This is a genomic window from Mycobacterium sp. EPa45 (genome assembly GCF_001021385.1).
In the GTDB taxonomy this organism is placed as follows: Bacteria; Actinomycetota; Actinomycetes; order Mycobacteriales; family Mycobacteriaceae; genus Mycobacterium.
This window is the reverse complement of the sequence record NZ_CP011773.1, coordinates 579,975-602,866: the sequence shown is the minus strand read 5'-3', so window position 1 is coordinate 602,866 and position 22,892 is coordinate 579,975. Positions and strand designations below refer to the sequence as shown.

The following is a 22,892-nucleotide window of genomic DNA, read 5'->3' as shown; positions in this document are numbered from 1 at the left end:
CGTATGACGGCTAGGATCAGCCGCCATGCCCCAGCACAAGGCTCCGTGGTACCGCTCGACGGCGGCCACCTCGGCTGCGGGGCTGCTCGGGCTGGCGGTCGTCGCTCTTCTCGTCTACGCGGTGGTCTCGATGTCGAGCAAGTGGAGCACCACCGACACCGAGACCGTGCTTCCTCCTGGCACGCGTCTGCCGGATGCCCCGCACATCGCGAAGACCACCGCGGGCTCGACGAGCGCGTCCTATCCGAGCGTGCGGCTGTCGACGACCGACATCGGGCTGCCCGGTGAAAGCACGACCAGCAGCACGTCATCCTCGAGCACCACGATCACATCGGAGGTGCCACCGTCGGAGCGGGTGGCTCCGACATTCCCGGGCACCTTCCCGACCCGCGTCACCCACCCGCCCGGCACCCGGTCGGGTCCGCGGCTCAACGAGACTCGGTCGTCCTCGCCTTAGAGAGTTCTTGCGGGAACCAGCTTTTCGACATTGTCGATGACCTGGGTGAGGATGTTGGCCTGCCGCTCGAGCTCGCGGATGCGGTTGTTGCGGTCGGTCTCCTCCATCCGCGCGGCGGCGATTGTGGACTGCAGCGACTCGTTCAGGGAGCGGGTGGTCTGATTGGCGATGTCGCGGTAGTGGTCACGAAGCTGGCGCTGCACGTTCTTGAGCCGATCGCGGGATTCCTTGGACACCACGAACAACACGTCGTCGACAAACCGGCGCAGATTCGTCTTGGCCTCGTTGCGGACCCGCATCATGCGGTTCTCCATGTCCTCCTTGTATGCCTTGCGCCCGAGGAGCAGACCCGCACCCAAAGACAGCGGGTTGAACATACCCAGACCGGCGACCGAGGTGAGCATGCCGAACATCAGCACACCGCCGTACGAACCCCTCATGCTGGTGATCACCTTGTGGCCCTTGCCAATCGGCTTGGATTCCAGGCGAGCCAGCGATTTGAGCCGGCCCAGACCGGCATTCATCTCGGCCGCGCTGACCTCGGGCATCTTGATGGCATCCAGGCCGGCCTCGACGAAGGTCCGGGCGACGTCTTCGGCCAGCTTCTCGGCGCGCTGGTAGGCCCACACAAAGTTGTCGCCGACCGCGTTGGCGACGGAATCTTCCACCTCCGCACCGATTTCCGCCCAGTGCTGGGTGGGATCACAGTCGTCGATGACGCTCTCGATGTGCTGGGTGATGGACCGAAATCGCGCCCGCAGATCGTGTTCGACGTCGGCAGTCAGGTCCGCGATGCCGTCGTTGAGGACCTGCTGCCACAGCGCGGTCTGCTGCAGGGCCTCCTGGGCTTCCTGCTTGCGGCGCTCGAGGTCCTCGGTGAGCCGGCGCGCCTGATCCGGGTCACTCAAGGCGGACAGTTCGGAATTTACCGACAGGCTGAGATGTTCAGCTGCGGAGCGTATTTCGGTGACAACATGGTCGCGCACCGCATCGTTCTCGCGGGAGAGCACCTTTTCCGAGAGCCATGAGACGAGCGCCGGAAAGTTGGATTCCTCGTTGAGTTCCTTGTCGTTGAGCTGGATCGCGTGGCTGCGCAACAGCGAGGATGCCGGAATGAGCGGCATCTGCAATCCGGCGCGTTGCAGGTGCGCGGTGTTGGCAGAGACGATCTCGCGCCAGAACGGATAGAGGTCGGTCTTGGTGGCGACGATCGCGCCGACCGGACAGATTTCATGGGCCTGGCGGATGAACCGCATCTCGGGTTCGGTGAATTCCTGGCTGGTGTCGCTGATCATCAGCATCGCGTCGGCGTCCGGGAGCAACCCGAGGGTCGACGAGAGGTGCGGCTGGCCGTGGCCGCCGACGCCGGGTGTGTCGATGAACGCCAGGCCGCCCTGCAGCAGCGGGCTGGGCGCGCCGACCTCGACCCGCAGCACCTCCCTGCCCTGCGCCTGAGGCGCGCGGCGAAGGTCGTGGCGGATGTCATCGATCGGGATGTCGATGCTCTGCGGCGGCACGCCCTCGCCGACGGAGACGATCAACGTCGCTGACGGCTGCTCGGCGTAGCTGATGACGGTGACCAGGGCGGTGGTCTCGTCGTCGCCGACGCGGGCGACCGGCATGTTGAGCAGCGAGTTGAGCAGCTGGCTCTTGCCCTGTTTGAGCTGTCCTGCGATGACCACCCGGATCTGCGGGTCGGTGATGCGTTCCCTGGCGACCGCGAGCCGGGCGACCAGGTCGCCACGGTCGTTGAGGTCGGCGATCGCCTTGGTGTGATCGATCAGCTCGACGATCACACTCACCCGGCGCGGGTCCTGCTGTGGTTGCGTCACATGTCCTCCCAGTGGTCCACCGTAAGCGCAGACGAGCGACGGGGACCTCCAGACATCCTGGAGATCCCCGCCGCCGTCGGATTGCTCTACAACCCCAGCAGGTGGTTGCCGGACGCCAGCGCCATGTCGTGGCTGTTGTCCAGATTGCTGTTCACCAGCGTGGTGTCGTGGCTGGCGTCGAAGAGCGAGTGGCTGGACGAGTCGTGCGTCGAGCTGTCGTTCGTCTGGTGCACCGAGTTGTCGGAGTGGTCGGTCACCGAGGTGGTGGTGTGGGTCTCGGTCTGGGTGTTGACCGGCGAGCTGGCCGTATTGCCGCTGTTGGTCGACGGATGGCTGTCGATGATGGTGATGCCACCACCGCCGGCGTTACCACCGGAGGCGTGGCCGCCGCCGAGGCCGATCAGGCTGCCGCCCGCCGAGGCGCCGCCGCCGTTGCCGCCACTGGCGTCCACGTCGTGCAGGACCGGGCCGCTGTTGTCCTTGATCACGGTGCTGCCGCCGGTGGCGGTGGTGCCGTTGTCAGAGACATGGCTGTGGCCGATCGCGACGTTGGAACCGGTGCCGGCCGCCACGTGACCGTTGTTCACCTCGTTGCCGTTGCCCAGGACAGCGCCGTCTCCGCTGACGATGTCACCCTTGTTCTGGCCGTCGACCACCACGCCGCCGTTGGTGGCGGTATTCGTGGTCTTGTTGCCGAAGGTGATGTCACCGAAGCCGAGGTTGAACGCACCCTGCTGGGCGTTGGCACCGGCATTCTGGTCCGGGCTCAACAGCGAGGTGTCGTTGTGGCTGGCGAGATCGGTCTGCGGGGCGAACGTCGGCGACGGCGCGTAGACCGGCTGGTAGGCCGGCGCGAAGCCGTAGTGGTTGGACACCGCGCGCTGCAGGCCGACGACCGGGTCGCCGCCGCCCAGCACCAGGCCGGGGACAGCGGTGGCCGCCAGCGTCGAGACCTGGGCTGCCGACACACCGGCCAACCCGGCGTCCCGCATGGTCTGCTCCGGCGCGGCGACGAACGCACGTGCGGCGTCCTCGTTGCGGAACAGGTCGAGAATCCAGTCGAGGAGAGTGAGCATTGTCGGACCTTTCGGTGAATTCGCCAGTGACTCCGGCGATCTGGAGACCACGTTATGGACGGCACCGTCGGGCGAAAACGGGGTCGCCACCCCTCGTCAGCGCGCTCCTACTAGGGTCGGCTAGGGGCCGAATCGTAGGGGATTAGGGGGTCCCTAGGGAAAGCTCCAGACGCGACGAATCCCCACGTCGCGGTGGACGTGGGGATTTGCCCGGGGATCAGAACAGGTCGAAGCCGGAGTGGTCGACTCCGTGGTCGTCGGCGGCGTGGCTGTGGTCCCATGCCGCGGGATCCGCCCAGTCGTGGCCGGCATCGGGAGACACTCCGTGGTCAAGGACGGTGTCGGTGACCTGGGCCGCGGCGCCCGGCAGGTCCAGCGCACCGGGGTCGACACCGAGATCGGTAATCAACGACGGGGCCTGATCCGCGTGCTGCGCGACCTCGGTGATGACCGAGTGGACCTCGGGTGCGGTGACAGCCGCGGGCAAGTGGTCGAAGGCGTCGAATGCGGCCGTCGCCGCGCCGCTCGCCCACACGTTCCCGTCGCCGGCTGCGGGGCCGGGGCCGAAGCCGCCTCCCGAGACCGGTCCCGACAGGGAGTCGGCCACCATGGGAATCAGGTTGCTGACGTCAGCGCTGGTCACATCGGTCAGATGGGCATCGGCGATCGCGCCCGCCGGGTCCGCGGCGTAGCGTGCGGCGGCGTCGGGATCTCGCACGAGCGACATCACGAAGTCGAGCAACGAATTTGCCATGGAAACGCCTTCTCTCCTGCCACCGATAGTCACAGTGGAATCCCAGCTGCTGCCAAGAATGTTATCGGCGGACGAGGGCGCCGTGATCGGTGTCGAAGCCACTCGAAGCGCGGCACCATTAGGGGGTGCGGCCTTAGGGGTTCTGAAGACATTAGGGGATATGGTGTTGACGGCAGCCGATCAGGCGGCGAAGGGATGTGCGAATTGAGCGACTCGCTGGGGTTGTCGATCGGAGCGACCAACCTGGCGGCTGCGCGCCCGGGCCGCCAGCCAGTCACCCGCCGATCGGTGCTGACGTTGTGGGACAACCGACCCGCCGAGGTCGGCGTCCCCTCCCAGAACCCGGAGCTGACGAGCCCGAACCTCACCGCGTCGGGCCAGGTGTTCCGCGGCTTCGTCGAGCGGGCAGGCGATCCGGTGCCACTGGTGGCCGCCGACGGGTCACCGCACCGCGGAGAGGACCTGATCGCCGACGCGCTCGAGGCGATGGCCCGCACGGTCGACGACGGCTCGCCGCCGTCCAATCTGGTCGTCGCGGTTCCCGCGTACTGGGGTGCCGGAGCGGTCGGCGCCCTGCGCGGTGCGCTGCGCACCCGACCTGTCTTGTCGCCCAACGGCATTCCGCCGATGCTGATCTCGGATGCGACGGCTGCCCTGGCCGCCTTGCAGGCCGATCCAGGCCTCCCATCACAGGGGGTGATCGCGCTGTGCGACTTCGGCGGCAGCGGAGCGAACATCACCCTCGCCGACGCCGGTGCGAACCTGCAGCCGATCGGAGAGACGGTTCGCTTCACCGACCTCTCCGGCGACCAGCTCGACCAGGCACTGCTGACCCAGGTGCTTGCGGGCATCCGCGACGAGGCCAATATCGATCCGGCCAGCACCAACGCCGTCGGCGCGCTGACCCGGCTGCGCGACGAGTGCCGACAGGCCAAGGAGCGGCTGTCCTCAGAGACCGCGACTGTGGTGCCGGCCGAACTGCCCGGTTTTCGCTCCGACATCCGGGTCACCCGACCGGAACTGGAGGCGCTCCTCGCCGAGCCGCTCGCGGGCTTCCTCGACACGCTCGGAGATGTGCTGGAGCGCAACAGGATCCCTGCGGTCAATCTGGCCGCGGTGGCAACAGTTGGCGGTGGTGCAGCGATACCGATTCTGACGCAACGACTTTCCGAGGAACTGCGCGTTCCGGTCATCACCACGGCGTTGCCTGGCCTCAACGCGGCGATCGGTTCTGCGGTGATCGCCGCGCGCGGCGGCGCGCCGGATGCGCCGACGGGCATGGCGGTGGCCGCCGCCGACGCCCCGACCGGGCTCGCTCCGGCCGCCTGGGCCGCCGGGGCAGCGGGCGTGGCCGCAACGGAATCGGCGACCGATGGTTCGCCGTCGGCGACGTTCCGCGCGCTGGCGTGGTCGCAGGACGATGCGCCCGGCGCGGAGCCGGTGCCGTATTCGGGCGAGGACTACACCTTCGATTACGCCCAACAGGCGGGTGCCACCGGGATGCGCCCGATGGTCGAGTTCGAGCCGCAGGACGAGGAGACCGAACTGGTCCCCGCTCCGGTGCCGTGGTACCGGCGCCCGCCGCTGCTGTTCGGCATTGCCGCCGCACTCGCAGCGGTGGCGGTGGGCGGACTGGCCATCACCCTCACCAGCGCGGACAGCACACCGACGACCACGACCACCCGGGTGACCAAGCCTGGCGACCCGACCGAAGCTCCGGCGACGAGTGTCATTCCGCCGCAGACGGTTACGATCACCGGCTCGGACGGGGTGCCCACCGAGTCGACGATTCCGGCGACCACCACCGTCATCCCGACGACGACCGCACCCACCACGACCACCACGACGACGACACCGTCGACCACCACGACGACAACCACCACCACGACGACCACGACCACAACGACACCGCCGACGACTACGACCACCACCCAGCCACCGACCACGACCACGCAACCGCCGACGACGACCCAACCGCCGACGACTACGCAGGCCCCGCCAACCACCACCGTCAAACCGGTTACCACCACAGCCGCGCCGCCGACCACGCGCGACATCATCACCGGCGTGACGTCACCTACCTCGGGCTAGTCAACAGTGCCTGATTCGGTTACGGTGCAGCATCTTTCGCCGGTTGCCCACGAGGCGATCAGCGCGCTGGGGTCGGGGCCGGTCAAGCTGTTGGTGACCGGCGGCGTCGGAACGGGTAAGACCACGTTGCTCGTCGCGGTCCGCGAAGCCCTGCGCGACGCCGGCACCGCCGTGCTGACCCGAGCGCCGGCGGACGGTGACCCCGCCGATGCCGCCGTGGTGGTCGACGACGCGCATCTGCTGACCGGCACCGATTTGCAGCGCCTCACCGAGCTCGTCGCCGAGCCGGCGTCGACGGTCGTGGTGGCCGCCCAGCCGCGTGACTACGACGACGCCCTACAAGCCTTGATGACGGCGATCGACAGGGAGCGGCCTCGAATCTCATTGGGGCCGCTGACTTCCGCCGACATATCCAGGCTCATGACCGATCCGTCCGGCCATCCCCCACGCACCGAATTGGTGACCAACATTTTCGTCGCGACGGCCGGCATCCCGTTCCTGATCGAGGCCGCCCTGGCGTCGGCTCGGCCGTACTCGGCTGCCCCGATCGCACAGGCCGCATTGTTTGCGCTCATCGACCGGCTGCGCCGGCTCGGCGAACCGGAGCTCGATGCATTGCTCATCGCCTCCCTCAGCCGTGATCTCGGCGCTGCGGATCTGGCTGCAGCGCTGGATGTTACGGCCGACGAAGCGAGGCTGTTGATTGACCGGGCGCGGGCCACCGGGCTGATCGAGCCCGCGCACAACCCGCACTTCCTGCGGGTCGTGCACCGCGCGGTGGCTCAGATCTTGGGCAACGCCCGCCATCACGACGTCGAGACGGCATTGCTGCGGTCACAGATCGCGATGTCGACACTCTCGCTCGACCTTGCGCTGCGACTGGCCGAACACGGCGTCCGGGACGAGCAATTGGCCGGGGTCTTGCGACGACAAGCCGGTGCGGGACGCGCCGACGCGGCCCTGTTCCGAGCCGCAGTCGACGCGGGCGCGGTCGAACTGCGGGCGCAGCTGGCCGACGCATTGGCCCTGGCCGGCGAATCATCCGCGGCGGCAACCGAAGCCGACGCCCTTCTGGCCTCCGACGACCCCGCCGAGCGGGCTGCGGCGGTCCGGGTCTCGGCCAGCGTCGCGATGCTCAACGGCAACTCCGCGCAGGCCGCTGAGTTGTTCGACTGGCTCGGCCCGTACCCCGACGCGGCGGTGGGCGCCGCAGCGGCGATCGTACTGACCGCGACCGGTGATCGCGCCGCCGCCGAACGCGCCCTGGCAGTACAGAGCGCAGGGCCGCCGACCGCAGCCTCCCGCGCCGCGCGCACCCTGGCCGAGGGACTTCTGGCGACGTTGCAGGGGCCCTACTCGACGGCGGCCCTCAAACTCGGGGCAGCGATGGCCGCGGAGTATTCGGCGGGCCAGGTGCTGCCGGACAGTCCGGCGGCACTGGTCACGCTGGCGGCACTGCACGGCGGGGATCCGGTCCGTGCACGCAGTGTCATCTCGAGGGCGGTGCGCGCCGACCGGGATAACGAGGACCCGCTGTACGCGCATCGGCACCGCCTGCTGCTCGGTTGGACCAAGATGCAGGACGGCCAATTCACGGCGGCCGCCGGTGACATCACCGGAATCGACGACACCCATCGCCGGGATGCGTTGTGGGCGGCCGGGCTGCGCACCGCGCTGGCGCGGCGAGGCGGGGATGCCGGCGCACTGCAGAAGTATTGGTATGCCGCGATGGAGGTGCTGGTCGAGTATTCGGTCGACTTGTTCTCGCTATTGCCGCTGGGCGAGCTCTGGGTGGCGTCCGCCCGGATCGGCCAGCAGGATCGGCTGGCCCCCGCTCTCGAGCAGGCGTTCGGGCTGCTGGATTCGCTGGGCAACCCACCCACCTGGTCGATTCCGCTGCGCTGGGCCGGGGTGCACGCCGGGATCCTGGCCAATGATCCCGCGGCGGTGGCCCCGCACGGCCAGGCTCTGACCGCTGCCGCAGCGCAGAGTCCGTTCGCCAAGGCCCTGGCGGTGGCCGGCCGGACCTGGCTGAGAGTGCTCGCCGGGCAGGTCGACGCCGACGACGTCGGTGCGGCCGCGCGCGGGCTGGCCGAGTTTGGGCTGACCGCGGACGCCACCCGGCTGGCCGGCCAGGCCGCGCTGCAGACCTCCGACCCCAAGGTGTCGGGACTCATGCTGCAGGTCGCGCGCGACCTGAAACTGTCCGTGGGTGACAGTGGGACCGACGACGCTCAGCCGGCGGTATCCGAGGCGTCGGCGTCGGCATCGACCGGCGCGCGGCCGACGTCCTCGCCGCTGTCGGACCGCGAGCGCGAGGTGGCGGAGTTGCTGTTGCTGGGCATGCCATATCGAGATATCGGCGCGCAGCTGTTCATTTCGGCGAAGACCGTCGAGCACCACGTCGCCAGGATTCGTCGTCGTCTCGGTGCGGAGTCCCGATCGGAGATGCTGTCGATGCTACGGGCGATTCTGTCGCCCCAGAGCTGAGACCCCAGCCACCTTGCCTGCTACTTAGGGCAGCCTTTGTAGCGGCGCTGATCAGCGGGATGTAACTATGAGCTGGATTGAAGTTAAGTTACCGATCGGTAACTTAACCTAAGTTACCATGGAGTAACTTACGACAGGGAGGCTCTCCGTGACCACTCTCGACTGGGCTCGGCTGATCATCGGCCTGCTGGCGACCGCCGTGGTGCTGCTGTTTGCCGCAAAGCGAGTGCAGTTCTTGTACCGGTTGATCCGGTCGGGTCAGCCGGTCGGCGACGAGAGCGGTCGCAAGGACGACATCCCTGCTCGCATCAAGGCTCAGTTCACCGAAGTCTTCGGCCAGAAGAAGCTGCTGAAGTGGTCCATCCCGGGCCTTGCGCATTTCTTCACCATGTGGGGCTTCTTCATTCTGGCGTCGGTGTACCTCGAGGCCTACGGTGTTCTGTTCAATCCCGAATTCCATATTCCGTTGGTCGGCCGCTGGAATGCGCTCGGCTTCCTGCAGGACTTCTTCGCCGCAGCCGTGCTGCTCGGCATCATCGTGTTCACGATCATCCGGTTGCGCTCCGAGCCCAAGGAGTACGGCCGTTCGTCGCGCTTCTACGGCTCGCACACCGGCGGCGCCTGGCTGATCCTGTTCATGATCTTCCTGGTCATCCTGACCTTCGCCTTCTTCCGCGGCGCCTCGGTCAATGCACTCGGTGAGGCGTTCCCCTATGGCTGGGGTGCGTTCTTCTCGCACGGGATGGCCGCCCTGCTGGCGCCGCTCGGCACCACCGCCAACGTGTGGATCGAGACGATCTCACTGCTCGCTCACATCGGCGTCATGCTGGCGTTCCTGCTGATCGTGTTGCACTCCAAGCACTTGCACATCGGTCTGGCCCCGATCAACGTCACGTTCAAGCGCCTGCCCAATGGCCTCGGTCCGCTGCTGCCCGTCGAGTACAAGGGCGAGCCGATCAATTTCGAGGATCCCGCCGAAGATGCCGTGCTCGGTCGCGGCAAGATCGAGGACTTCACCTGGAAGGGCTACCTCGACTTCACCACCTGTACCGAGTGCGGTCGCTGCCAGTCGCAGTGCCCGGCGTGGAACACCGGAAAGCCGTTGTCGCCCAAGCTCGTGATCATGAACCTGCGCGACCACCTGTTCGCCAAGGCGCCGTACATCCTCGGCGACAAGGAAAGCCCGATGGAGAACACCCCCGAAGGTGGTTTGGGCGAAGAGCTGCGGGGCGAGAAGCACGACGAGCACCACGCCGTCCCGGAGTCGGGCTTCGAGCGGGTGCTGGGCTCCGGTCCCGCGCAGGCGACCCGTCCGCTGGTCGGCACCGCCGAACAGCTCGGCGTGATCGATCCCGACGTGCTGTGGTCGTGCACAACCTGCGGCGCCTGCGTCGAGCAGTGCCCGGTGGACATCGAGCACATCGACCACATCGTCGACATGCGCCGCTACCAGGTGATGATGGAGTCGGAATTCCCCAGTGAGCTCGGTGTGCTCTACAAGAACCTGGAGTCCAAGGGCAACCCGTGGGGCCAGAATGCCAAGGAGCGCCTCACCTGGATCGACGAGGTCGAGTTCGACATCCCGGTCTACGGCAAGGACGTCGAGTCGTTCGCCGGCTTCGAGTACCTGTTCTGGGTGGGCTGCGCGGGCGCCTACGAGGATCGCGCCAAGAAGACCACGAAGGCGGTTGCCGAACTGCTGGCCGCTGCCGGCGTGAAGTTCCTGGTGCTCGGCGACGGCGAGACCTGCAACGGCGACTCGGCTCGGCGCTCCGGCAACGAGTTCCTGTTCCAGCAGCTGGCCTCGCAGAACGTCGAGACGCTGAACGATCTGTTCGAAGGCGTCGAGCGGGTAGACCGCAAGATCGTCGTGACCTGCCCGCACTGCTTCAACACGCTGGGCCGCGAGTACCCGCAGGTCGGCGGCAGCTACACCGTGGTGCACCACACTCAGCTGCTGAACCGCCTGGTCCGTGACAAGAAGCTGGTGCCGGTCAAGGCCGTTGATGGTGGAGCCAACGTCACCTATCACGACCCGTGCTACCTGGGCCGACACAACAAGGTCTACGACGCACCGCGTGAGCTGATCGACGCCTCGGGCGTGACCCTGAAGGAGATGCCCCGGCACGCCGACCGCGGCCTGTGCTGTGGCGCGGGCGGCGCCCGGATGTGGATGGAAGAGCACATCGGCAAGCGCGTGAACCACGAGCGCGTGGACGAGGCGCTGACGTTGGATCCGGCCAAGATCGCAACCGGGTGCCCGTTCTGCCGCGTGATGATCACCGACGGTGTCGGCGACCGCGATAAGGCGGACGAAGTCGAGGTGCTCGACGTCGCGCAGCTGCTGCTGGGCTCGCTGGACCTGAGCACGGTCACGCTGCCGGAAAAGGGCACCGCTGCCCGCGAGGCTGAAGCCGCCGCAGCAGCGGCACCGGCCGAGGCGCCCGCCGCGCCGGAGGCCGAGCCCGAGTCGGCACCGGAGCCCGCGGCAGCCGCGCCGTCGGCACCGGCCAAGGAGGCTCAACCGGTCAAGGGTCTGGGCATCGCCGGTGGGGCCAAGCGGCCCGGCGCCGGCGCCAAGAAGCCGGCCGACGCTGCTCCTGCCGCCGAGGCTCCCGCTGCCGAGGCACCTGCCGCACCGGTCAAGGGCCTCGGAATCGCCACTGGCGCAAAGCGACCCGGCGCGAAGAAGGCTGCCGCACCGGCCGCCGAGGCACCGGCTGCGGCTCCGGCTCCGGAGGCACCTGCCGCCGACGCACCGGCCAAGGCGGAGGCGCCCGTCAAGGGACTCGGTATCGCCGCGGGCGCCAAGCGACCCGGCGCCAAGAAGGCTGCCGCACCGGCCGCCGAAGCGCCCGCCGCCGAAGCGCCCGCCGCTGAAGCACCGGCCGAGGCCGAGCCGGCGAAGCCCGTTCAGGAGCCTGCGGTCAAGGGGCTCGGCATCGCCGCGGGCGCTCGTCGCCCGGGCGCCAAGAAGTCCGCTCCGGCGGCCGCACCGGCACCGGCCCCGGCTCCGGCCGAGGCTGAGGCTGAGGCACCCAAGGCTGAGGAACCGAAGGCCGAAGAGGTCAAGGCGGAGGAACCGAAGGCTGAGGCACCCAAGGCCGACGCGCCGCCGGTGAAGGGTCTCGGCATCGCCAAGGGCGCGAGGCCACCGGGCAAGCGCTAAGCCGACGAGGCTGTAGTGGGCGACACCGCTACTCGAACTTTCGTCCGATAACTACAGCCTGGGTGGCGTCAGCCGACCGTGACCGGCCATCATCGCCTATCTCGCGTGGCCGACGCCAGCGGGATGACCAACGGGCTTCTGATGTGCCGCTGAGCCCGAAAGTGTTGCGGGCGCTGCCTTCACAGTGACGTGACTGGCGGTGGTCGCGGCATGGACCTTGAGGACTCGCGCCGCAGCCGCGAGCGCCACCCTGGTGAACAGATTGATCCCGGGGGCGAACTGGGTGACGGTTGCCCCGAATTGGTTGAGAGCGCCCGCGATTGCGAGGGGACCCGAACCTGCTTGCACCAGGTTGCCGGAGCCCCCGATATTCAACGCCGAGCTGAAGTAGGCAGGCGTGCCGGTACCAACGCTTGCGCGAACCGCGTTGCTTGTTCCACCCAGATTGATGGCGATGTTGCCAAGCCCGATCGCCCGCACATCTTGTCCGGCGCCGCTTCCGAAGAGATTGACGGACACATTGCCCACGCCCTCTGCGACGCTCAGATTATTTGTGGGAGAGAAGCCCAGGTTGATGGCGACGTTCGCAACCGGCAGATAAGAGGAGAGGCCGGTGGCGGCCAAGGCTGACAAATTCTGTCCCGCTGCGAGAGCGACCGTCAAAAGGCCCCCCGCTTCAGCGAGCGCGTTATCCCCGAATGCGGTTGCTACGTCAACAAAATTCCGGCCACCGCTGGGGATGGAGGCGATGGAGTCGGTGCCGATGGCAACCGCGGTGCCGAGTACCCCCTCGGCGTAGGCCTGCGCGCCGGTCCCGACCGCAATAGCGATACTCGTCGGGCTACTGCCGCACCCTCCGCCGTTGTTGATGCCGAAGAACGACGCACACGTTGCGTTGGCGGTGGGAGCGATGCCGCAGGCCGCGGCCGTCAACGCACCGGACACTAGAACGCCCAGTAATGCCCCGCCAGTGGTCCGCGCCTGCATCATCGTGTTCACCTGCCGCTCGTTGGTATTAGAGCGGGAAGCTACACCGGCGCGGCGCCCATCTACCGGGTTTCGAGCTGTTATTTACGTGTGAGTCACTGCCGGGTCGCGGAACTGACGAGTGCGGACCGAGTCAGCCGACCTTGATCAGCTGGAACGGCGCTTGCGTGATCTGGCCGCCCGGGCAGTCACCGTTGGAGTCGGCGGTCAGCGTGCCCGTCATCGTCGCGGCGTTGACCGAGTAGGCGATGCGGACCGGCGCGTAGCTGCCGTCATCGCAGACCACTCCGTCCGGTTTGGTCACCGTGAAGTTCCACCGGCCGTCGGTGAACGTCGCCACGCTCGTCCAGCCCACGCTGCTGCTGAGGTTGGCGGTGCAGCCGTTGACCACCGGGACACAGGTCGACGACGAAGTCACGACGGCCCCGTCGTCCCCGCCTCGCACGCCGTAGGTGCCATTGATCGATGCCGGATCGGCAGACGCAGAAGCAGCAAAGCCCATCGCGGTAACCGCTGCTGCCGCAGCAGCGATCGTCAGCGTGCGTGTGATCTCCACGTTCATCCCTTTGCGCCGTAGTGACGCCCCAAGTTAGCAGTCAGTTCGCCGCTCGATCACCGCCGCCGTTCAGCCGAATCACAGTTGTATCCGAGGCGTCCCACAATTGAACTCGAACCGTGACATCTTTCGTCACAGCAAAGACACAAATCGGTGCGTGGGAAACCAGGTTGCATTGGAATGGGACACTTAACCCGTGAGTACGCACCAGTTACCGTGGCACGGCACCAGCCAGCACCCCCGGCAACGTACGTTCACGCAGTCCACCAAGCTGCAGGACGTTCTGTACGAGATCCGCGGTCCGATCCATGAGCACGCCACCCGTCTGGAGAACGAGGGTCACCGCATCCTCAAGCTCAATATCGGCAATCCCGCGCCGTTTGGCTTCGAGGCGCCCGACGTGATCATGCGCGACATGATCGCCGCCCTGCCCGACGCCCAGGGCTACTCCGACTCCAAAGGCATTCCCAGCGCACGCCGCGCGGTGTTCACCCGCTACGAACTGGTTGAGGGATTTCCCCGCTTCGACATCGACGATGTCTACCTCGGCAACGGAGTCTCCGAGCTCATCACGATGACGCTGCAGGCACTGCTCGACAACGGTGACCAGGTGCTCATCCCCGCGCCGGACTACCCGCTGTGGACCGCATCGACCGCACTGGCCGGCGGCACCCCGGTGCATTACCTGTGCGATGAAACCAACGGCTGGATGCCCGACGTCGCCGATCTGGAATCCAAGATCACCGACCGCACCAAGGCGCTCGTGGTGATCAACCCGAACAACCCGACCGGCGCGGTATACAGCCGCGAAATCCTCGAGCAGATGGTCGAATTGGCGCGCAAGCACCAACTGTTGCTACTCGCCGACGAGATCTACGACAAGATCCTTTACGACGACGCGAAACACATCAGCCTGGCCACGCTGGCGCCGGACCTGCTGACGCTGACGTTCAACGGGCTTTCCAAGGCCTACCGGGTCGCCGGCTACCGGTCGGGTTGGCTGATCATCACCGGGCCCAAGGAACACGCCAGCAGCTTCATCGAAGGCATCAGCTTGTTGGCCAACATGCGACTGTGTCCGAATGTGCCTGCGCAACATGCCATTCAGGTCGCCCTGGGCGGTCACCAGAGTATCGACGACCTGGTCCTGCCGGGCGGGCGTCTGCTCGAGCAGCGCGATGTGGCCTGGAGCAAGCTCAATGAGATCCCCGGGGTGTCGTGTGTCAAGCCGACCGGCGCCCTCTACGCCTTCCCTCGGCTCGACCCCGAGGTGCACGACATCCACGACGATGAGCAGTTGGTGCTGGATCTCCTTCTCCAGGAGAAGATTCTGGTCACCCAGGGCACCGGGTTCAACTGGCCGGCACCGGATCACCTTCGAATCGTGACACTGCCCTGGGCGCGGGATCTGAGCAGCGCCATCGAGCGTCTAGGCAACTTTCTGGCCGGCTATCGGCAATAGCTCACCCCGGCGCCGGCGCCGTAGCTTGGCCGTCGCCAGTTGAAAGATGAACGCGGGGTGCAGGAGTCGAGTCGGCGGGTCGAGAAAGTTGTTGACCCGGAAGAACTTCTCGGCGACAACGACGTCGGAGGAACACACGCTCAGAACCCAGTCGGCAATCCGGTTCGCCGCTCGCGTCGCGAGGGTCCGACGGCCCTCGACTTCCGGGAATGCGAGGTCGCTTCCGGCCGCCATTCGCCAGGCGATAGCAATGGATTTCGATGCCTTGCGGAAGTAGCGTCGCGGCAGATCATGGGTGCCCGAGCTCAGGCAGTCGCGCAGGGCAAGCGCATCCAGCGCCCCCACCGTCATCCCCTGACCGTAAACGGGGTTGAAGCTGCACAGCGCGTCCCCGCACACCACCAAACCATCCGGAAATCGCTGCACCTTGTCGTAACGCCGCCACTGGCTCCATGGCATCCGGTGCCGAACCACATCACCCAGCGGTTCGCCGGCACGCGCGGCGGCCCAAACATGCGGCGGCGCAAAATCGTATGCGAAGTCCAGCATGCCCGCACGATCGCACGGCGGCTCGTTGCCCAGCATGCCCCAGACGGTGAACATCCACTGGTTGTCCTCGTAGCTCGACAAGAACAGCCCGGTGGGCCGGCCGGGTGCGGCACCGATGACGACGACCTGCTCGACGAGTCCGGGTGGGATGCGCAGCAGCTGACTGGAATACGTGGTATGCACGACGACGTGGTCTTCGGTCGGCCGCTGGTAGCCAAGCCCTTCGAGTAACACCGGTGTGCGAGATCCACGGCCCATCGCATCGACGACGAGATCTGCGGTCAGGCGTTGTTTCGACCCGTCGGCGTGGCTTGCCACTTGCACGCCGGTGATGCGGGTCCGATCGGCGGTCGGTATCAGGTCGACGACGTCGTGACCCTCCAACAACGTCACGTTGCGCACGGCGCGTAACCGGCGCCGGACGTGATACTCCAGGAACGGCCGGCTGGACAGGTACATCGCCGCCTCGGGCCGCCGCGAGAAGCCGGACCGGACCACCGTGTGGCCGCCGAACGACACGTAGATCTTCGAGAAGTCTCCGTCGTTGAGTGAGACGCCCCCAGCGTCGACGAGTTCACCCAGAAACCCCGGGAACAGCTCGTCGATGATCTGGCCGCCGCGGCCGAGCAGGGCGTGGACGTGCCGACCCTGCGGGATCCCGCGCCGGTTGACGGGTTCGTCGGGTAGGTCGTCGCGTTCGACCACCGTCACCGTCCGATAGAAGTCACTCAGTACCCGCGCGGCCAGCAAGCCGCTCATGCTGGCACCGAGAACAATGGCATGGTCCCCGACGACGGCCATCCGCTCCTCCTTGACCCTGGTCAGCTGAGCATGCAGGCCATGACGGGAGCCGCTTAGCGTAGTCGGCTACTTAAGTTTCCAGTGAACGCCTCTACCCTGTCCGGGTGGCGCATTCGCATTCGCACACCGGCCCTGCGCCGCTGAGTCCGCTGGCCGCCCGCATCGTCGTGATCGCCCTGGCGGTGATCGGTCTGGCCGTGGTGTTGGGTGCGGTGCTGCTGTGGCCGGGCGGCTCGAAGGTCGACATTCCGCTGCCGTTTCAGAACGGCGCGGGCGGCGCGGTCACCACCGAGGGTGGTCACGTGGTGTCCAGCGGCCTGGCGGATTGTGGCAGCCCGTCGGCAGGCCAGGTGCTCACCGCGACGCCGGCCCCCGGGATCGCCGGCAGTGGCAGCTGCGTGCAAACGGTGGTGGCCATCGACAGCGGGCCCAATCGGGGGGCCTCCACCATGCTGGAGTTCTCTCCGGGCCCGGGTCAGCCAAACCTGTTGGCGGGTGACTCGATTCGGATCTTCCGCCAGGTCGACCAGCAGGGCACGACCAGTTACGCGTTCTATGACTACGAGCGCACCTGGCCGTTGATCGCACTGGCAGCTGCGTTTGCGGTCGTCATCGCGGCGGTGGCCCGCTGGCGGGGGCTGCGTGCGCTGGTCGGGATCGCCGTCGCTTTCGCCGTCTTGGTGGCCTTCCTGCTACCGGCACTGCGAGACGGCGCCCCCGCGGTGCCGGTGGCTCTGGTCGCGTCGGCGGCGATCCTCTACGCGGTCATCTATCTGGCGCACGGGGTCAGCCTCCGTACCAGTGCCGCCCTGCTGGGCACGTTGAGCGCGATGTTGTTGGCGGCCGGGTTGTCCTGGGCAGCAATCGAACTCGCCCACTTAACCGGTCTCTCTGAGGACCAGAACAACGAGGTCGCCGCCTATATGGGGCACGTGTCCATTCAGGGCTTGCTGCTGGCGGGGTTCATCATCGGCTCATTGGGTGTGCTCAATGACGTGACGATCACTCAAGCGTCGGCCGTGTTCGAACTGGCCCACGCTGCCCACGGGTCGCGCAAGCAGATCTTCCTGAGCGCCATGCGGATCGGCAGCGACCACATCGCCAGCACGGTCTACACGCTGGTGCTGGCCTATGCCGGCAGCTCGCTGCCGCTTCTGCTGTTGTTCAGTGTGGCCAACCGGTCGCTAGGGGACGTGCTGACCAGTGAAAGTGTGGCAATCGAGATCGCCCGCTCGGCGGTGGGCGGTATCGCGCTGGCCCTGTCGGTGCCGTTGACCACCGCGATTGCCGCGGTGCTGGCTACCCCTGGTCCAGCAGGTTCATCAGATAGCCGCCGTAGCCAGATTTGATCAGCGCTGCCGCGCGCTTGGCCAGCTGCTCGTCGTCGATGAAGCCCATCCGCCACGCAACCTCTTCGGGGCAGGAGACCTTGAGCCCTTGCCGATATTCGATGGTGCGCACGAAATCGCTTGCGTCCAAGAGGGAGTCGAAGGTTCCGGTGTCCAGCCAGGCGCTGCCGCGGGGAAGCACCTCGACCATCAGCCGGCCCTGGTCCAGATAGGTCTGGTTGACCTCGGTGATCTCCAGTTCGCCGCGGGCTGACGGCCGCAGCCCACGGGCGATCTCGATGACGTCGTTGTCGTAGAAGTACAACCCGGGCACGGCGTAGCTGGATTTGGGATTGACCGGCTTCTCCTCCAGCGACAGTGCCGTGCCGTCGGGGGCGAACTCGACCACACCGTATGCGGTCGGATCGGCCACCCGGTAGGCGAAGATGGCCGCTCCAACAAGATCTCGGAATCGGTTGAGGCTGGTGCCGACGCCGGGGCCGTAAAAGATGTTGTCGCCCAAGACAAGTGCGACGGTTCCAGTGCCGATGTGGTCGGCGCCGATCAGGAACGCCTGGGCCAGCCCGTCGGGGCGGTCCTGCACCGCGTACCTGATGTTGACGCCGAGGTGGGATCCGTCGCCGAGCAGCCGGTGGAACGCCGGCGCATCGTGCCCGGTGGTGATCACCAGGATGTCGCGGATGCCGGCCATCAGGAGCGTGGACAGCGGGTAGTAGATCATCGGCTTGTCGTAGACGGGCAGCAGCTGCTTGCTGACCCCCTGGGTGATGGGGTACAGCCGCGTGCCCGACCCGCCGGCCAGGATTATCCCGCGCAAGTCGATCAGACCTGCAGGTCTTCGTCGGACATCTCGGTAGCCGCCAGAGCAGCGGCCAGGTCGTCGTGGCGGAACACCGAGGTGACGTGGTCGTGGACCACCCGGAACGCCGCCGCCGTCGTGCGGACGTCTGACGGGTTGGCCTTTGGGGTCAACCGCTCCTGCACCACCACGACTCCGTCGCGGTAGTAGATCTGGCCAACCTCGAGGGTCGCCTCGAGTCGCTGGGCCCAGTCCCGCAGAGCGGCATGACCCTGCGCGGCGCCGCCGGCGTCACCGATCTCGATGTCGTCGCTGGACAGCGAGATCAAGGTGTCCAGGTCCGAACTGCTCAGCGCGTCATGCCAGGCCAGCACGGTGGCGATCTCTGAAGTGCTCATTTCGCTCAAACTACCGGTCTAGAAGGGTGTGCGTGCCAGCCAGGTGTCCCAGACACCCGCGTCGCCGAAAATCTCGATGCCTTCCTCGGCGGCACTGCGACGACGCACGACGGCCAGCAGCAGGTCGCGTGCCGGTCCTCGCAGCGCGACCGTGGCCTTGCCGTGCCCCTGTTCGACGGCGATGCCGTCGGGACGGCCGAGGATGGTCCACTCGCCGGCCCCACCGAGACCGGAATCGGTGGCGTGCAGGTGTATCGACAGGCCGTCCCCTACTGGCCGGTCGCCGCCGGCCGGACCTTCTTCGTCGGCCTGAATCTCGACGCGTTCCAGCCATTCGGTGATGGCGTCGGCGGCCAGGGCCGGGTCGACGGTGTAGTCGACGCCCAACGCGATTGCGGCGTCAGCTCGGTGGACGACGATCTCGTGCAGGCGCCGCCGGATCCACCACGCGGCAGGCCGCGGACCCAGGAATGTCCACACCAGGGTGTCGGCGCCGGTGGCGGCGACGGCGTCGATCAGTTGGCGCGGACCAGCTTGCAGCCAGGCGATCTCGTTGTCCCGGCCGGCCGGCGGCTTGCCGCCCTCTACGGTGCGCGGGTCGATGAAGTCCATTGACTGCTCGGCGACGATCTGGCCGCACCACCGATCGCCACGCCCGACGTGGCGCATCAGCTGCTCGAGTGTCCACTCCGGGCAGGTCGGCACCGGAATCGACAGGTCGGCATCGCGCAGAAGATCAGCGAACGCGGCATTCTCGGCGATCAGGGCTGTTGCGAAGTCCACGAAGGAAAACCTACGTCAAGACCGGGCGGCCCAACGCGTAAACCTTCCATCCCGCCGCAGCCCAGCTCGCTGCATCCAGGCAATTGCGGCCGTCGACAACAACTCTGGCCCGAACCGTCTGGGCCAGCTCGTCCGGATCGAGGTCGACGAACTCCTGCCATTCGGTGAGCACCAGCACCGCGTCGGCGCGATCGCAGGCCTCTAGTGCCGAGGTCGAGTAATTCAAGGTCGGGAACAAGCGCTGCGAGTTCTCCATGGCCTTCGGGTCGTAGACGTTCACGGTTGCGCCGTTGAGCTGGAGCATGCCGGCGACGTTGAGCGCCGGCGAATCCCGTACGTCGTCGGATTCGGGCTTGAAGGCGGCACCGAGCACCGCGACATTGGCGCCGAGCAGCGAACCACCGCATGCGGTGGTGGCCAGCTCGACCATGCGGGTGCGCCTGCGCATGTTGATGCTGTCCACCTCGCGCAGGAACGTCAGCGCGTGATTGGCGCCGAGCTCGCCGGCGCGGGCCATGAAGGCGCGAATGTCCTTGGGCAGGCAACCGCCGCCGAAACCCAACCCCGCGTTGAGGAATCGGCGCCCGATACGCGGGTCGTAACCCAGCGCGTCCGCCAGGACGCGGACGTCGGCGCCGGCGGCCTCACACACCTCGGAGATGGCGTTGATGAACGAGATCTTGGTGGCCAGAAAAGCATTGGCAGAGACTTTGACCAGCTCGGCGGTCTGTAGATCGGTGAGCAGGAAGGGCACATCTTCGGTGAGCAGCGGTGCGTAGAGATCCCGCAGCACGGCCTCGGCACGTCGCGAATCTGGTTGAACGCCAACGACGATCCGGTCGGGATGCAGGGTGTCCTGCACTGCGAAGCCCTCGCGGAGGAACTCCGGATTCCAGGCGATCTCGACGTCCACACCGTCGGCTGCCAGCGACTGCGCGCGAAGGCTCAGGGCGGCGGCCGTACCCACCGGAACCGTTGACTTGCCGACGATTACCGAAGGCCGGGTCAGCCGCGGGACCAATTCGTCGATGACGGCATTGACGTGGCGCAGATCGGCGCCGTATTCGCCCTTTTTCTGCGGCGTTCCGACGCCCAGGAAGTGCACGTCGGCGAAGTCGGCTGCCAGGTCGTAATCGGTGGTGAACCGCAGGCGACCCGCAGAGAGATTGTCCTGCAACATCTTTGCGAGCCCGGGTTCATAGAACGGGATGTCGCCGGAGGACAGTTTTGCGATCTTTCCGGGGTCGATGTCGATCCCGACGACGTCATGGCCGAGCTCGGCCATTCCGGCGGCGTGGGTCGCGCCTAGATAACCCGTACCAAAAACAGTGCAACGCACACTGCCATCTATAGGCAGCCACAATGATCTGACTGCATCGCGACACTGAGCGCGAGGCTAACGCCGGGTGAACTCCGGCGTCAGTGCCCGAAGCTGGGGAACGGCCACAGCGGACTTTGCGATCCCCCGCCGCTGCTCGATCCACCGGAACCACCGCTGGAGCGGGAGCCGTCGGACCCGGAGCTGGAGCTCGAGCCGCTGCCAGAGCCGGAGCCCGAGCCGCTGCCAGAGCCGCCTCCGTAGCCTGAGCCGCCTCCGTAACCGCCCGAGCCACTAGCGGCCGGCGGCTGCGTGGTCACCGGAGCCGAGGGAGCCGACGGCTCCTGCTGCTGCGGCGGCGTCGAAGGCTGCGATGGGTACGACGGCTGCTGCGTGGGAGGCGACGACGGGTAGGTCGGCGTCTGCGGCGGCGACGAGGGGTACGACGGATAGTTCGGCGACGACGGGTACGACGGGTAGTCCCGCTGCCGCGGCGGCCGTAGGAATGGCGGCAGGATCGGCGGCGGCAACACGATGACCGGCGGCGGCAGGATCGGCGCCGGGATGACCGGAGCGATCGGAACCGGGGCCGGCGCCGGTGCTTCCGGAGCGGGGGCGGGCGCCTCCGGAGCAGGCGCGGGCGCCGCCGGGGCAGGTGCCAGTACCGGAGCTTGCGGCGCCGGGGTCACAAAGACGGTCCGCGGAGCCTGCTGCACAACCGGGATGGGCTCCTGGATTGTGTCGGGCACCGATGGAGCCGACGGCGGGGCCGGCGGTGCGGCTTGCTGGACGGCAGGCGCGGCCGGCTGACTGCTGGGCACGATGACGCTCTCGGCCGGGCTGGGCCGTTGATCGACGGTGGGGCGGATGCTGACCGCCAGCGAAATCACCAGCGCCACAACACCGACCACGAAGATCGATGTCAGCGCGCTGCCGACCAGCAGGAACGGCTTGCGGCCGGAGTCGTCGGGAGCGAAGTCGAGCTCCTCGGGCAGGGAGTCGTAGCCGAGCTCGCCGTCGAGTTCGTCGAGGACCTCGCTGTAACCGAGCGGGGCCATGTAGCCCGCGGCGGCCATCTGAGTGCCGGCTTCCGACATTTCGGTGCTCGCGCCCGCCGGGTACATTCCGGCAGCCGGGTAGACCTTGCCGGCGGTGGTGCCGTCGGGATCTTGGGCGTAGGCCAGGCCAACGGTCGACGCGTCGTAGCGAGGTGCTGTGGCAGCGGCCAGCGCGGCGCCGCGGGCCAGCGCGAGCTCGGCTTCGTCGGGAGCGTGCACGGGCAGCGCGGTGCCGAGTGAGAGCTGGGATTTCACCGCCGCCACGTCGACGCCGGAGCCGAGGACGAACACGCCCTGCGGGGGCTCGGCGATGGTCTCCAGGCCGGCGATCATCCGCTGCAGTTCGGCGACCGCATCCTGGGCGTGCAGGTCTTCGGTCTGCACCTTGACGATGTCGCCGGTGGCGGTGTCCACCACCGAGACGGTCGCGGTGTCGCGCTCGAGGAACATCAGCGCGGTGCGGTCATAGCCGATCTTCTGCCCGACGGCTTGCGCCAGCGCACCGGCGGCGTGGAGTTCGGACACCAGGACAACGTCGTCGATCTTGCGCGCGGCGAGGGCGTCGCGCACTCCGGCCGCCGCGGCATGGTCGGTCCACGTGATACCGGTCGACACCAGGCGGTGCCCGCCTTCGGCGGCGCTTTCCCGGGTACCGAGAATTGCCGCGACGACCTGTTCGGCTGCGGTTGCTGCACCTTCGCCGGTCTCGATGTCAAAGGCGTCGTGGTCGACGGTCACGCCGTCGGCCTTCTCGCCTTCGACCAGCACCATGCGCACCGCCGTCGGCGTCATGGACACACCAAGTGCGATGTCCACTACCCCTCCAAGGTTGTTTGCTGGATCTCCCCGACCCGTTGCTGCGCTCCACCTTGCTAGAGCCGCTTAACCGTAGAGTTCATCGCCGCAGCTCGCGGCGTTGTTACAGCCAAACGGATTAGCTGGTGGGTGGCATCTGACCCCGGA

General features: G+C 67.2%; 17 protein-coding genes. 6 read left to right on the top strand and 11 right to left on the bottom strand.

Translation table 11 applies throughout. The features are described 5' to 3' along the window. Positions 1-25: 25 nt before the first annotated feature. On the top strand, positions 26-457 hold the full coding sequence (locus AB431_RS02700; protein WP_047328646.1) for a hypothetical protein: 432 nt from the start codon (positions 26-28) through the stop codon (positions 455-457). Here the strand turns inward: AB431_RS02700 and AB431_RS02695 are convergent. From AB431_RS02695 to AB431_RS02685, 3 genes are all read right to left on the bottom strand, one after another. Continuing rightward, entirely contained in the window at positions 454-2,289 is a 1,836-nt protein-coding gene (locus tag AB431_RS02695) for a dynamin family protein (RefSeq protein ID WP_047328645.1), read from the bottom strand. The two genes, AB431_RS02700 and AB431_RS02695, sit on opposite strands and share 4 nt — an antisense overlap. Positions 2,290-2,375: 86 nt before the next feature. Further along, positions 2,376-3,365 (bottom strand): IniB N-terminal domain-containing protein, encoded by a 990-nt coding sequence (locus tag AB431_RS02690; protein ID WP_047328644.1) that lies wholly within the window; start codon positions 3,363-3,365, stop codon positions 2,376-2,378. Positions 3,366-3,582: 217 nt separating this feature from the next. Beyond that, positions 3,583-4,119: an IniB N-terminal domain-containing protein gene (locus AB431_RS02685; RefSeq protein WP_047328643.1), complete on the bottom strand. Its 537-nt coding sequence runs from the start codon at positions 4,117-4,119 to the stop codon at positions 3,583-3,585. A 204-nt stretch (positions 4,120-4,323) separates the two neighbouring features. Between AB431_RS02685 and AB431_RS02680 the strand changes: the two genes are divergently transcribed. The 3 genes from AB431_RS02680 to AB431_RS02670 all read left to right on the top strand — a co-directional run bounded on the left by AB431_RS02680 (position 4,324) and on the right by AB431_RS02670 (position 11,869). Further along, complete coding sequence (locus AB431_RS02680; protein WP_047333010.1) at positions 4,324-6,210, top strand: Hsp70 family protein; 1,887 nt, start codon at positions 4,324-4,326, stop codon at positions 6,208-6,210. A 6-nt stretch (positions 6,211-6,216) separates the two neighbouring features. Continuing rightward, positions 6,217-8,700, top strand: a complete 2,484-nt coding sequence (iniR, locus tag AB431_RS02675; RefSeq protein ID WP_047328642.1) for an isoniazid response ATPase/transcriptional regulator IniR — start codon at positions 6,217-6,219, stop codon at positions 8,698-8,700. A gap of 148 nt (positions 8,701-8,848) precedes the next feature. Continuing rightward, a complete protein-coding gene (locus AB431_RS02670) occupies positions 8,849-11,869 on the top strand; it encodes a heterodisulfide reductase-related iron-sulfur binding cluster (protein ID WP_047328641.1) in 3,021 nt (1,006 codons plus the stop codon). A gap of 96 nt (positions 11,870-11,965) precedes the next feature. Here AB431_RS02670 and AB431_RS02665 read toward each other — a convergent pair whose 3' ends face one another. Continuing rightward, positions 11,966-12,868, bottom strand: a complete 903-nt coding sequence (locus tag AB431_RS02665; RefSeq protein WP_144418176.1) for a hypothetical protein — start codon at positions 12,866-12,868, stop codon at positions 11,966-11,968. A gap of 121 nt (positions 12,869-12,989) precedes the next feature. Then, entirely contained in the window at positions 12,990-13,412 is a 423-nt protein-coding gene (locus AB431_RS02660; RefSeq protein ID WP_144418175.1) for a hypothetical protein, read from the bottom strand. Positions 13,413-13,608: 196 nt separating this feature from the next. Here AB431_RS02660 and AB431_RS02655 point away from each other — a divergent pair, with 196 nt between their 5' ends. Beyond that, positions 13,609-14,874 carry a pyridoxal phosphate-dependent aminotransferase gene (locus AB431_RS02655; RefSeq protein WP_047328638.1) on the top strand — a complete coding sequence of 422 codons (1,266 nt, stop codon included), beginning with the start codon at positions 13,609-13,611 and terminating at the stop codon, positions 14,872-14,874. Here the strand turns inward: AB431_RS02655 and AB431_RS02650 are convergent. Beyond that, positions 14,842-16,224: an NAD(P)/FAD-dependent oxidoreductase gene (locus AB431_RS02650; RefSeq protein ID WP_047328637.1), complete on the bottom strand. Its 1,383-nt coding sequence runs from the start codon at positions 16,222-16,224 to the stop codon at positions 14,842-14,844. The two genes, AB431_RS02655 and AB431_RS02650, sit on opposite strands and share 33 nt — an antisense overlap. Before the next feature lie 104 nt (positions 16,225-16,328). Between AB431_RS02650 and AB431_RS02645 the strand changes: the two genes are divergently transcribed. Beyond that, the gene (locus tag AB431_RS02645) at positions 16,329-17,573 is read left to right on the top strand and encodes a YibE/F family protein (protein WP_047328636.1); all 1,245 of its coding nucleotides are present in this window, start codon (positions 16,329-16,331) and stop codon (positions 17,571-17,573) included. On the opposite strand, the gene rfbA is transcribed toward AB431_RS02645, so the two are convergent. The 5 genes from rfbA to AB431_RS02620 all read right to left on the bottom strand — a co-directional run bounded on the left by rfbA (position 17,524) and on the right by AB431_RS02620 (position 22,745). Then, entirely contained in the window at positions 17,524-18,390 is an 867-nt protein-coding gene (rfbA, locus tag AB431_RS02640) for a glucose-1-phosphate thymidylyltransferase RfbA (protein ID WP_047328635.1), read from the bottom strand. The genes AB431_RS02645 and rfbA overlap by 50 nt on opposite strands. Positions 18,391-18,395: 5 nt before the next feature. Continuing rightward, on the bottom strand, positions 18,396-18,770 hold the full coding sequence (locus AB431_RS02635) for a nuclear transport factor 2 family protein (RefSeq protein WP_047328634.1): 375 nt from the start codon (positions 18,768-18,770) through the stop codon (positions 18,396-18,398). An 18-nt stretch (positions 18,771-18,788) separates the two neighbouring features. After that, positions 18,789-19,553 (bottom strand): maleylpyruvate isomerase family mycothiol-dependent enzyme, encoded by a 765-nt coding sequence (locus AB431_RS02630; protein ID WP_047328633.1) that lies wholly within the window; start codon positions 19,551-19,553, stop codon positions 18,789-18,791. Between the two features lie 10 nt (positions 19,554-19,563). Then, the gene (locus AB431_RS02625; protein ID WP_047328632.1) at positions 19,564-20,892 is read right to left on the bottom strand and encodes a UDP-glucose/GDP-mannose dehydrogenase family protein; all 1,329 of its coding nucleotides are present in this window, start codon (positions 20,890-20,892) and stop codon (positions 19,564-19,566) included. An 80-nt stretch (positions 20,893-20,972) separates the two neighbouring features. Beyond that, positions 20,973-22,745, bottom strand: a complete 1,773-nt coding sequence (locus AB431_RS02620; protein ID WP_047328631.1) for a membrane protein — start codon at positions 22,743-22,745, stop codon at positions 20,973-20,975. Positions 22,746-22,892: the final 147 nt, after the last annotated feature.

Excerpts from the sequence above, each read along its gene's own strand:
- AB431_RS02685 (WP_047328643.1), bottom strand. The coding sequence starts at position 4,119 with ATGGCAAATTCGTTGCTCGACTTCGTGATGTCGCTCGTGCGAGATCCC.
- AB431_RS02635 (WP_047328634.1), bottom strand. The coding sequence starts at position 18,770 with ATGAGCACTTCAGAGATCGCCACCGTGCTGGCCTGGCATGACGCGCTG.
- AB431_RS02650 (WP_047328637.1), bottom strand. The coding sequence starts at position 16,224 with ATGGCCGTCGTCGGGGACCATGCCATTGTTCTCGGTGCCAGCATGAGC.
- AB431_RS02690 (WP_047328644.1), bottom strand. The coding sequence starts at position 3,365 with ATGCTCACTCTCCTCGACTGGATTCTCGACCTGTTCCGCAACGAGGAC.
- AB431_RS02700 (WP_047328646.1), top strand. The coding sequence starts at position 26 with ATGCCCCAGCACAAGGCTCCGTGGTACCGCTCGACGGCGGCCACCTCG.